The organism is Amycolatopsis ruanii, from assembly GCF_003385175.1.
GTDB lineage: Bacteria > Actinomycetota > Actinomycetes > Mycobacteriales > Pseudonocardiaceae > Amycolatopsis_E > Amycolatopsis_E thermalba.
This window is the reverse complement of the sequence record NZ_PQHY01000005.1, coordinates 170,997-182,115: the sequence shown is the minus strand read 5'-3', so window position 1 is coordinate 182,115 and position 11,119 is coordinate 170,997. Positions and strand designations below refer to the sequence as shown.

Sequence of the window (11,119 nt, the reverse complement as noted above, 5' to 3'; positions counted from 1 at the left end):
CCCAACCCCCCAGCGCCGCCACCGGCTCGCTTCCGCCGCGCCCCATCCGTGCGCCACCGAGGCACCCCCACCGAACCGCTCGCCGAAACAACGCGCCCCGCCCCCGCCGGGGCAATACGATCACCTGCGTGCCGAAGCTCGCCCAGCTCGCGAAGTTCCGCGTGGTGCTGCGCACGGGGCTGGGGTTCGTGGTGCTCGGCGTCGGGTCGAGTGTGTGTGGCGCCGCGGCCGTCGGGTTGCTGCTGTTCCTCCAGGGCATCCCCGCCGAAATGGGCACCCGCACCTGGGTCCTGCTCACCTGCGCCGGCGCCTACGTCCTGCTGTCGGTGCTCGTGGGCTCCGCGTGGTCGGCCATCCTGCACCGCCGCACCGCCGTCTGGTTCGCCCAGGGCCGCCGCCCGACGCCGCCGGAAGCCCGCCGCGCGCTCCGCCTGCCGCGCGACCTCGCACTGGTCAGCGGCACCCTCTGGCTCGGCGGCACGATCATCCTCGGCACCCTCACCAGCATCCTCGGCTCCGCGCTCGACGCCCTGGGCGTCACCCTCGCCGTCGGCCTCGGCGGGCTGCTCACCGTGGGCCTCATGTACCTGGCGGCGGAGTGGGTCGCGCGCCCGATCCTGATCCTCGCCCTCGAGGTGAGCCCACCGCGCAACGCGGTCTCGGTCAGCGTCCTGTCGCGCCTCGCGATCACCTGGGCCGTGGCGAGTGGCGTTCCGCTGCTCGGGGTGCTGATCGTCGCCGCGCCGCCGAACATCGGCAACGCCGACGAGACCGCCAGCCTGATCATGCTGTCGATCGTCGGGCTCATCTCCGGTGCGCTCGGCACCGCGCTGCTCGCGCGGGCGGTCGCCGCGCCACTGCACCGGCTGCGGATGGCGGTCGGCCTGATCACCCGCGGCCGCAAGGACGTTTCGGTCCGGGTCGACGACGCCAGCGAGATCGGCTCGCTCCAGGTGTCGGTCAACAGCATGGTCGCCGGGCTGCGCGAACAGGACCGGCTACGCGACCTGTTCGGCAGGCACGTCGGCATCGACGTCGCCCGGCACGCCCTGGAGCACGGGGCGTCCCTCAGCGGCGACGTGCGGGAGGTGGCGGCGCTGTTCGTCGACGTCGTGGACTCGACCGCCCTGGCCTACCGGCTGCCGCCCGAGGAGATCGTGCGCAAGCTGAACCGGTTGTTCGACCACGTGGTGTCGGCCGTCGACGCACGCGGTGGGCTGGTCAACAAGTTCCAGGGCGACGCGGCGTTGTGCGTCTTCGGCGCGCCGACCCGGTTGTCCGATCCGGCGACCGCCGCCCTGTCCGCGGCACGCGCCATCCGGGACGCGGTCCGCGAGGAGGGCGAGCTGGACCTGGGCATCGGCGTCGCGTGGGGCCGGGTGTTCGCGGGGCAGCTGGGCAGCAGCAGCCGGCTCGAGTACACGGTCATCGGCGACGCGGTGAACGAAGCGGCGCGGCTGACCGAGCACGCGAAACACGTGCCCGGCCGCACCCTCGCCAGCGACAGCCTGTGGTCGCAGGCCACGGCCAGTGAGCAGGCGCGGTGGTCCCGCCACGAGACGATCCAGCTCCGCGGGCGGGACACGCCCACGAAGACCTGGACGAACTAGGCCTCGCCGCCCGGCTTGACGTCGGGCCAGGTCAGCAGCGTCGAACCCCACGTCAGGCCGGCGCCGAACGCGGTCAGCAGCACCCGGTGACCAGGCTGGAGATCGCCGTCGTCGCAGGCGTCGGCCAGCGCGAGCGGGATCGAGGCGGCGCTCGTGTTGCCGACGCGCTCGATGTTCGCCACCACCCGGTCGTTCGCCATGCCCAGCTGCTTGGCGGTGGCCTGCAGGATGCGGATGTTGGCCTGGTGACCGACGAACCGGTCCACGTCGCCGACGCCCAGCCCGGACCGGCCCAGCACGGCGCGCGCCGACTCGGCCATGCGCGCGCAGGCGTGCCGGAACACCGCGGTGCCCTGCATCGTGAGGAAGTAGTCGTGCGGGTTGTCCGACTGGCGCTGTTTCGCGCCGCCGGCCGGGACGATCAGCAGGTCGGCGTTCTCACCCTCGCTGTGCAGGTCGAACGGGCCCAGCGCGCCGGGCTCGTCGGCGGTCTCGGCCCGCAGCACGACCGCGCCGGCACCGTCGCCGAAGATCGGCACGGTGGTGCGGTCGCCGGGGTCGCAGTAACGGCTGAAGGCGTCCGCGCCCACGACGAGCACCCGGCCGGCCATCCCGCCGGCGATCATGCCCGCCGCCGTGGCCAGGGCGTAGATGAAGCCACTGCAGACGGCGTTGACGTCGAAGGCGGCGACACCGCTGAGCCCCAGCGCCGAGGCGACCTGCGGGGCGCTGGCCGGGCAGAGCTGGTCGGGCGTCGCGGTCGCGAGCACCACCGCGTCGACCGTGTCGGTGCCGGCGCTGCGCAAGGCGTTCCGTCCCGCGGCGACGGCCATGTCCACTGTGGACGTGTCGGGGTCGGCGATGCGGCGCTCACCGATGCCGGTGCGGGCGCGGATCCATTCGTCAGAGGTGTCCAGATGCCGGGCGAGGTCGTCGTTGTCCACCACCCGCGGCGGCAGCCAGGCTCCCAGGCCGGCAAGGACCGCGTGGTGTCCTTCATGCATGCAACACTTGTAGGGGCTACCCCTGGGTAGACCGGTGAGTTGTGTTCCAGGTCACAAAAGCGGCCCACTAAAGGACTACGCGGACCAGAACTGTCACCGGTAGGTTCTAGGGTTCGGTCATGCCGGACACGCTGGGGCCCCGGGCGCTCAACCGCGCGCTGCTCGCCCGCCAACTGCTGCTGCGGGCGGCGGAAGTCACACCGCTCGAAGCCGTCCGGCACCTCTGTGGACTCCAGGCGCAGGCGCCGTTCCCGCCCTACTACGGGCTGTGGTCACGCCTGCACGGCTTCCGGCCCGAGCAGCTCGGGCAGCTCCTGCTCGACCGGCAGGTGGTCCGGATCGCGTTGATGCGCGGCACGGTGCACCTGGTGACGGCGGAGGACTGCCTGTGGTTGCGTCCGCTCGTGCAGCCGCTGTTCGACCGGGATCTGCGCACGAACACGGCGTACAAGAAACCGCTTGCCCCGCTTGATCTGGGCGAGGTCGCGGACCGGGCGCGTGCGGTGCTGGCGGAGGAGCCGCACACCCCGGCCGCCCTGGGCAAACGGCTTGCGGAGCAGTGGCCGGACACGCCGCCTGCGGCGCTCGCCCACGCGGCGCGCGGCCTGCTCCCGCTGGTGCAGGTCCCGCCGCGGGCGGTGTGGGGCCGCAGCGGGCGGACAACTCTGGCGACGGCGGCGGACTGGCTCGGCCGACCGCTGGATCGGGACGGCTCGCTGGACGATCTCGTGTCGCGGTACCTGGCGGCGTTCGGGCCGGCGAGCGTGGCGGACGTGCAGGCGTGGAGCGGACTGACCCGGCTCGGTGAAGTGGTCGACCGGTTGCGTCCGCGGCTGCGCGTGTTCCGGACCGAGCAGGGCCGGGAGGTGTTCGACCTGCCCGAAGCGCCGCGCCCGGATCCGGCGACGCCCGCCCCGCCGCGGTTCATCGCCGAGTTCTACAACCTGCTGCTGTCCCACACCGACCGGACCCGGGTGCTGCCCGACGACGCGCGCAAGCGGGTGTTCGGGGTGCCGAACGGGGTGTTCCCGGGGACGCTCCTGGTCGACGGGCTGGTGCGGGGCAGCTGGCGGATCGCGCGGTCGCGGAACGCCGCGACACTGGAGATCGAGCCGTACGAGCGTTTCTCCACAAAGGACAGGGCAGCGCTGGAGGACGAGGGGGCGCGGTTGCTGCGGTTCGCTGTCGGCGAAGATGCCGGCGACATCCGCTTCGCACCCCTTGCGTGAGCCGCGTCGCAGGCGGGGTTGTGGTTACGATGCGGTGGTGCCCGCCGCTGACCTGGACAAACTCGACTACGAGATTCTGAAACGCCTGCAGGACGACTCACGCACGATCGCCGAGGCGATCGGCGCCGAGGTGGGTCTGTCCGCCGCCGCGGTGCAGCGCCGCATCAAGCGGTTGCGGCATGCCGGCGTGATCTCGCGTGAGGTCGCGGTGATCGATCCGGCGTCGGTCGGGGTCCACATGACGTTCATCGTGATGGTGGAGATGGAGCGCGAGCGGCTGGAGGTGCTGGAGGCGTTCCGGAAGCAGGTGCTGGCTGACTCCGCTGTGCAACAGTGCTACTACGTTACGGGGTCGGCGGACTTCATCCTGGTCGTGCAGTGCCGGGACATGGGGGAGTTCGAGGCGTTCACCCGCCGCATGTTCTTCGACAACGGCGAGGTGCGGCACTTCACGACGAGCGTCGCGATGGACCGCGTCAAGGTGGGGCTGACCGTTCCCCTGAACGGGGGCTGATCGGGGTGGGCGCGCGTGTTACAGGTTGGAAGATTTTGCAGCCGATCGCGTGAAAGTCGTCCGCGACGCATCATTTTCGGCGTCCGCTTACATCTCATCGCTGTCCGACCAGTTCGCGCCGGGAGCGCGAACCAAGACCGCGAGAGGTGGCACGTGAACACCGATACCGTCACCCAGAGCCAGTTCGTGTCGCTCAACGGCTCCAGTGCTCCAGTCCTGTCTCGACTGTCGTACGTCGCGAGCGAGCCGTTCGCCGTGAACATCGCGTTCCGCACGGAGCGTGGCCGTTGGGTGGAGTGGACCTTCGCCCGCGAACTGCTCGTCACGGGCCTGCGGGAGCCCGCCGGCATCGGCGACGTGCGCGTGCGCCCGGATCTGTCGACCGACGAGGGAATCCTGATCCTGGAGATCGAGTCCCCCGACGGCTACGCGCTGGTGGAAATCGAGCGCGAGGACGTGGAGCGCTTCCTCGACGCCGCTACGGACCTCGTTCCGCTGGGCACGGAGAGCGACCGCTTCGACGTGGACGCCTTCATCGACGAGATCACGAACGTCTGACGCCTGGCACCGCGCACCCCACGCTGCGGTGCCAGTTTCAGCCCCGCCGATCCGGACTCGGGCAGCCTCGCCCAGCCCCCCACGGCGCTCCCACACAATGTCACGCCGATTCAGCTGATCCCAGCCGTTCACCTGCACCGACGTTGCCATGCCGGCTCCGCCACACACCCCGGCGGTCGCCCGCACCAACGCGCCCCAACGTGCGGCCGCTCCCCGACGCCACGCGTCAGAAGCCCCACCTCACGGCGCCAACCCCGGATACCACCCGTTGCAAGCCCAGCAACGGCGCCACCCCACCTCGACTGACCTCGCGCTCACACCCGGCTGGCACACCCCAGCGAGCCAGCCCACTCAAAGCCCACCCACCTCACCAAAGGCACCTCGACTGACCTCACGCTCACGCCGGGCCAGCTCACCCGAGGAACCAGCCCACTCGGAGCCCACCCACCTCACCAAATGGACTGACCTTGCGCTCACGCCGGGCCGACTCGCCGCGGGGAGCGACCCCACTCGAAGCCCGCCCCACGGCGCGCCAAACAGCTCGGTCGACCCCGCGTCGTGCCTGGTCGGCTCCACCGTGCCCCAAAGACAGCCCACTCCAAGCCCAACCCGCGGCGCGGCCCCAGCCCGGTTGACCTCATACCCGCTTCAGTCCCGCACGCCGACTGGCGTCGACGCAGGCCGTCCCCGGTGCCGTCCCCAGCGTGTCGTCGAGACCCGGCAAACATCACGCGCGCGGCCCCACTGGCCGATTCCTCCGGGCCGTGCAGCACCGCCCGCCGAGTGGTCAACGCCCCAGCGGCCCGAAGTACCTCGGTGACCGGTCCTGGTCCTCGTCGAAGTCACCGCGCAGGTCGGGCTGGCTCCACGTCCAGACCTGGAACAGCTGCTGGATCTGCTCATCGATCGCCCGAGCGAGTGGCTTGTTCTGCTTGCTGGTCTCCTCGACCGGGCCGTTGCGCGCCTCGCCATGTCCCGAAGGCGCCGTCTGGGTCGGAGTCACCTTCTTCTTCGTCGACGGAGAAGTCTTCGACGGCTGAGGAGGCGCACTTGGCTGCGTCGTCACCGGCACCTGAGGAACGGGACTCGTGCTCGGAGGCGGTTGCACCGGCGCCGCAGGAACGGCGCTCGGCACGACCCCAGCCGCCACTGCCGGCGTGGTGTCCGAGCCGTGACCGAAACCGAACGTGCCACCCGCGATCCACCCGACACCGACGAGCACGAGGGCCGCAACAGCGACCAGCAAGTTGCGCCGGACCCGACGGAGCAGGCGCCGCTCCTCACCCGGCCCGGGCCGATCAGTCACCGGCTCGAGCGCGAGGCCGAGCTGTCCGGACACCGACGCAAAGCCCGCGAGGATCGACTCGTCGTCCGCGTGCGCCTCGATGGGCTTGGGCGCACTGGCCGCCACAATTCCCGTACGGTCCGCCAGTTGCACGCTCCGCACGAGGTCATCCGACCTGTCACGCAGGATCGTGCGCGCCATCAACACCCTCCATCGGCACGGCGTGGACCTTCCCCAATGCCTTGCCGCTCGGCGGGCGTCACTCGACCACCCCACAGAGCCAGCTACGGCTCGGCAAAAGCTACCAGCGCGATGAGTGCGTCCATGCCGAGAGACTCTCACTTTCCCCGATCATGGAAAAAGATAACTCCATCGGGTGATGATCAGCTGCACAAATCATGCGGACCGTAGTCACCGCTCCTCTCCCGTCGCTCTACGTGTTGTTACCTCCTGACTTCTCATGCCCCCTTCACGCTGGTTTCCCACCCCCATGCCGCGATCGCGACCCGGTTACGCAGGTCCAGCTTCCGCTGGATGCTCCTCAGGTGTGTTTTCACTGTTCCCACCGTGATTCCCAAGGACTGCGCGATCTCCGCGTTCGTCCTCGCCTGCGAGACGAGACGCACGATCTCCCATTCCCGGCCGGACAGCACCCCTGGCCGCCGACTACCGACAGCCGGCCTGCCCATATGCCGGAAGAGCCGGAGGGTCATCTGCGGGCTGATCAGCATGTCGCCCGAAACCGCCGCGCGGACACCTTCGACCAGCAGTCCGGGCCCTGATCTCTTGAGAAGGAACCCGCAGGCTCCGTTCTGGATCGCGGCGCGCGCGTAGTCGTCGAGTTCGAACGTCGTGATCACTATGACGCGCAACGGATCCACCACGTCCGGGCCGGCAAGTACCCGCGTCACGGACAACCCGTCGCGTCCCGGCATCCGAACGTCGACCAACAGGACGTCCGGCCTCAACTCTCGTGCCCGCTTCACCGCCGACTCACCATCAGCTGCCTCGCCGATCACCTCAAGATCGTCTTCGGCCTCCAAGATGTGTCGCAGGTTGCGGCGAACCACCTCCTGATCATCCGCAACGAACACTCTGATCGCAGTCACGAGACCACCGGCAGCACGGCGTGTACCGCCCAGCCGGCCTGCCCCATTGGTCCCGCCCAGGAGGTTCCACCCAGTGCGATGGCCCGTTCGGCCAGTCCCCGCAGTCCGGAGCCTCCGCCACGAGCCCGCTTGAGCAACCCCTGGCGTCGCACGCCGTCGTTGACCACCCGGACGATCACGTGCGCACCGTTGCGGCGCACCGCCACGGACACCTGACGGGCCGCCGGGGCATGCCTTCGGACATTCGTAAGCGCTTCCAGGACGATCCGGTGCACGGTCCGCGCGATCTCCGGGCGCACATCCCTCACCTGGTCATCCAGGTCCAGCTCCACCCGCACCGACCCGAGCGCCCCGAACCGGTTCACCAGGGCTGGGATGTCGGCCATCGTCGCCTGCCGCTCCCAGTCGACCATCCCGGCAGCGCCATCGTCGGCACGCAACCAGCACAAAGCCCTGTCGATCGAGTCGAGGACACGGACGCCCGCTCCTTCGATGCGCTCCAACGCACGGCGTACCTCGACCGGTTCACGGTCGTTGATCCGCGCCGCCTGAGCCTCCAGAACCAGCCCGGTCACCTCGTGACCGAGCCAGTCGTGCAGGTCACTCGCGAGCCGCACGCGTTGCTCGCGTCGTGCCGCGCGAATCGACTCCTCCCGCACTTCGTCGAGGAACCGCAAGTACATACCGACCGCCAAGGCGCAAGCCGCCAGCAATCCCCAGCCGAAGCACCATTCGCTTGCCGACGCCATCCCAGGCGACGCTCGAGGACTGCTCGCGAGCCTCAACGGCGCCAGAACGACCGCGCTCGTCACTGCCCCGGCTGACAGCAGTGTCCCTGGCCCCCTCGTCTGCCGGACCGCCTGGACGAGGACACACAGCAGGAGCGCGCTCTCCATGAGCAACCACGAGCTGAGGCTCTGATCGACCACATCGCCGCTCCCGAACGTCGCCACGAGCGAGCTGCTGGCAGCGGCAACCGAGGCCGCGACGGTGACCTTGGGTCGTCGAGCACGATGCATCGCGATCCCCAGCGCAACAAGGAGAACCACGAGGGTCGAGGTGGTGGCGAGCACCGTTCCCGCGGGCATTGCCGCGAGCATCGCGCATACGGCGCCGAGAACCGGGACAGGCCAACCCAGTTCGAGCTTCATCCGCCGGCTGCTCCCGGTCGTGGTGTCCATGTCCGATCTCCTCGCTCGGTGGTGTGGTCGTGATTCGAGAATGCACGAATCGATCCGTGCGCACCATCTACCGAAAGACAGATATTTGCAGCCACCGGAGGAAGAATCCATCGATCGGGTTAGAACACAAATTCGATATTCCTGTATCGTCGAGGACACCGCAGACGGCGCGACCAGCCGGATCTGCTGCGGTACAAGCGAAATCGACGACGAGGAGCACTCATGGAGCACATCCCGACCACCCTGCGGATCTACATGTCGCGCTTGCGCGAGATGGCCGGTGGTCGATTCACGACAATGCCAGGTGGTTCACCCGCGAAACGCTCCATCTCGACGAGCACGTGCTGTCCCGTGCACCCCTGGGACAGTTGCGACGACGGCAGGTCCGCGGTCAGCACGTTGGGATTGCCGTGGACGCAGATGGTTCCGGCGGGATCGAACCAGGCACCCGTCGGCAGCTGTACCACGCCAGGACGAAGATCGGTGGTGAGAACCGCTCCGGCCAGGCAAGCGCCGCGGTCGTTGAAGATCCGGACCACATCGCCCTCCTTGATGCCGCGAGGGCCGGCGTCCTCGGGGTGCAGGTGGACGGCCTCCCGGCCCGCGACCTTCGCCGCCTGGCTGACAGCGCCACCGTCGAGCTGGCCGTGCAGACGGGTGTGGGGCTGATTGGCGATGAGCACCAACGGGAATCGGCTCGCTCGCTCGCCGCCGAGCCACTCGACGGGCTCCAGCCAGGCGGGGTGGCCGGGACAGTCGTCGTAGCCGAACGAGGCCACGCGCTCGGAGACGATCTCGATCCTGCCGCTCGGGGTCGGGAGGCGATGGGCGACGGGGTCGGCGCGGAAGTCGGCCCAGAGCGTCCGGTCGGTTTCCGTGTTCGGCAAGCGGTACTCGCCCATCTCCCAGAATTCCGGAAAGGACGGTACGGAGAAGCCCTTCCCGGCCAGGTGCTGTCGCCACGAGCCATAAAGATGCTCGAGCCACTCGCGTGCGGTGCGCCCCTCGGTGAACGTTTCCTCGATACCCAGCCGGGCAGCCAGTCCGGCGAAGATCGTGTGGTCGTCCCGGGCCTGCGCACGAGGCTCGGCGACCCGGTGCATCGCGATGAGATGGCTGTCGCGGCGGCCGCAGCCGAAGTCCTCGCGCTCCAACGCCGTCGTGGTGGGCAGGACGATGTCCGCGTGCCGTGCGGTGGCGGTCCAGAAGGGCTCGTGCACGACGACGGTGTCGGGCTGCGCGAAGGCGCTCCGTAGCCGGTTGAGGTCCTGGTGATGGTGAAAGGGGTTGCCACCGGCCCAGTACACGAGGCGGATGTCCGGGTAGGTGCGTTCCGCACCGTCGTACTGGTAGCGGGTGCCGGGTCTGAGGAGCATGTCCGCGATCCGGGCCACCGGAATGTACTGCTTGACAGGGTTGATCCCCTGCGACAAGTAGGGCACCCGGAAGTCCGGGCCGGTGTCACCGGTGTCGCCCATGGAGCCGTACCCGTGGCCGAAACCGCCACCGGGCAGTCCGATTTGACCGAGCATGGCGGCCAGCGCGATGGCCGCCCAGACGGGCTGCTCGCCGTGCTCGATGCGCTGGAGGCTCCAGGTGACGGTGATGAAGGTGCGACGTGCGGCCATGCGTCGGGCGAGGTCGACGATCTCCGCGGCCGGGATGTCGGTCAGGGCACTGGCCCAGGCGGCATCCTTGACGATTCCGTCGTCAAGACCGAGGAGGTAGCGCTCGAACTCGTCGTAGCCGGTGCAGTAGCGGTCCAGGAACCGTCGATCATGCAGGCCCTCGACCGCAAGGGTGTGCGCGAGGGCGAGCATGAGCGCGGTGTCGGTCGCGGGGCGGATGGGATACCACCGCACGTCGAGCCGCGCCGGCAGGTCGGCGCGCAGCGGACTGATCAGGGCGACCTCGACGTCCCGGTCGGCGAGCTGAGCCAGGAAACCGGGGGTGTGGTGCCGGGTGACTCCGCCGGGCGTGACGAAGACGTTCTTCTCGGGCACTCCGCCGAAAGCCACGAGGAGTTCGGTGTTCGCCACGATCGTCGGCCAGCTCGAACCGTTGCGCAGGACGTCGGTGGCGGTGCCGACGACGTGCGGGAGCACCACCGCGCTGGTGCCGTAGCTGTAGGTGTTGCGAGAGGAGGTGAAACCACCGAAAGCGTTGAGGAACCGGTGCAACTGGCTCTGGGCGTGATGGAACCGGCCGGCGCTCGCCCAGCCGTAGGAGCCGCCGTAGATCGCCTCGTTGCCGTGTTCGGACCGCACCCGGAGGAGTTCCGCCGAGAGCAAATCGAGAGCCTCGTCCCAGCCGACTTCGACGAAGTCCTCGTGGCCGCGCTTCGGATCCGGGCCAGGCCCGCGCTCCAGCCACCCTCGTCGGATCGCCGGCGCCGCGATCCGGGTGGGGTCGGTCAAGGCGCTGGGCAGATTGCCGAGCAGAGGCGACGGCGCCGGATCCTCGGGGTGTGCGGAGACCTGGAGGTGACCGTTCTCATCGAGTCCGGCTGAGAAGGCGCCCCAGTGCGAGGTGCTCGGCCGCAAGCGCATACGTCTACAACTACCAGGAAGGATGGTGACCGATCGTGCTGTGAGACGGTGAAGTCCGTGGGCAAGACGGGCTGACCACC

General features: G+C 69.3%; 9 protein-coding genes. 4 read left to right on the top strand and 5 right to left on the bottom strand.

Annotated features, from left to right (window positions below; translation table 11 throughout):
- Positions 1 to 128: 128 nt before the first annotated feature.
- Complete coding sequence (locus D0D28_RS04665; protein ID WP_094003600.1) at positions 129 to 1,610, top strand: adenylate/guanylate cyclase domain-containing protein; 1,482 nt, start codon at positions 129 to 131, stop codon at positions 1,608 to 1,610.
- On the opposite strand, the gene D0D28_RS04660 is transcribed toward D0D28_RS04665, so the two are convergent.
- On the bottom strand, positions 1,607 to 2,614 hold the full coding sequence (locus D0D28_RS04660; RefSeq protein ID WP_116109839.1) for a beta-ketoacyl-ACP synthase III: 1,008 nt from the start codon (positions 2,612 to 2,614) through the stop codon (positions 1,607 to 1,609). The two genes, D0D28_RS04665 and D0D28_RS04660, sit on opposite strands and share 4 nt — an antisense overlap.
- A 119-nt stretch (positions 2,615 to 2,733) precedes the next feature.
- Here D0D28_RS04660 and D0D28_RS04655 point away from each other — a divergent pair, with 119 nt between their 5' ends.
- From D0D28_RS04655 to D0D28_RS04645, 3 genes are all read left to right on the top strand, one after another.
- Entirely contained in the window at positions 2,734 to 3,843 is a 1,110-nt protein-coding gene (locus D0D28_RS04655; protein WP_116109838.1) for a winged helix DNA-binding domain-containing protein, read from the top strand.
- Positions 3,844 to 3,880: 37 nt separating this feature from the next.
- Positions 3,881 to 4,357, top strand: coding sequence for an Lrp/AsnC family transcriptional regulator (locus D0D28_RS04650; RefSeq protein ID WP_094003633.1), 477 nt, complete (start codon positions 3,881 to 3,883; stop codon positions 4,355 to 4,357).
- A 153-nt stretch (positions 4,358 to 4,510) separates the two neighbouring features.
- Positions 4,511 to 4,915, top strand: a complete 405-nt coding sequence (locus tag D0D28_RS04645; protein WP_116109837.1) for an SsgA family sporulation/cell division regulator — start codon at positions 4,511 to 4,513, stop codon at positions 4,913 to 4,915.
- Positions 4,916 to 5,702: 787 nt separating this feature from the next.
- Here the strand turns inward: D0D28_RS04645 and D0D28_RS04640 are convergent.
- The 4 genes from D0D28_RS04640 to D0D28_RS04625 all read right to left on the bottom strand — a co-directional run bounded on the left by D0D28_RS04640 (position 5,703) and on the right by D0D28_RS04625 (position 11,039).
- Complete coding sequence (locus tag D0D28_RS04640) at positions 5,703 to 6,401, bottom strand: hypothetical protein (RefSeq protein ID WP_094003596.1); 699 nt, start codon at positions 6,399 to 6,401, stop codon at positions 5,703 to 5,705.
- A 257-nt stretch (positions 6,402 to 6,658) separates the two neighbouring features.
- The gene (locus D0D28_RS04635) at positions 6,659 to 7,309 is read right to left on the bottom strand and encodes a response regulator (protein ID WP_116109836.1); all 651 of its coding nucleotides are present in this window, start codon (positions 7,307 to 7,309) and stop codon (positions 6,659 to 6,661) included.
- Positions 7,306 to 8,490, bottom strand: a complete 1,185-nt coding sequence (locus D0D28_RS04630; protein WP_094003594.1) for a sensor histidine kinase — start codon at positions 8,488 to 8,490, stop codon at positions 7,306 to 7,308. The genes D0D28_RS04635 and D0D28_RS04630 overlap by 4 nt, the downstream gene beginning before the upstream one ends.
- A 251-nt stretch (positions 8,491 to 8,741) precedes the next feature.
- Positions 8,742 to 11,039, bottom strand: a complete 2,298-nt coding sequence (locus tag D0D28_RS04625) for a molybdopterin-dependent oxidoreductase (protein ID WP_116109835.1) — start codon at positions 11,037 to 11,039, stop codon at positions 8,742 to 8,744.
- Between the last annotated feature and the right edge of the window lie 80 nt (positions 11,040 to 11,119).

Coding starts and splice junctions, on each gene's coding strand:
- D0D28_RS04630 (WP_094003594.1), bottom strand. CDS start 8,490: ATGGACACCACGACCGGGAGCAGCCGGCGGATGAAGCTCGAACTGGGT.
- D0D28_RS04655 (WP_116109838.1), top strand. CDS start 2,734: ATGCCGGACACGCTGGGGCCCCGGGCGCTCAACCGCGCGCTGCTCGCC.
- D0D28_RS04625 (WP_116109835.1), bottom strand. CDS start 11,039: ATGCGCTTGCGGCCGAGCACCTCGCACTGGGGCGCCTTCTCAGCCGGA.
- D0D28_RS04660 (WP_116109839.1), bottom strand. CDS start 2,614: ATGCATGAAGGACACCACGCGGTCCTTGCCGGCCTGGGAGCCTGGCTG.
- D0D28_RS04640 (WP_094003596.1), bottom strand. CDS start 6,401: ATGGCGCGCACGATCCTGCGTGACAGGTCGGATGACCTCGTGCGGAGC.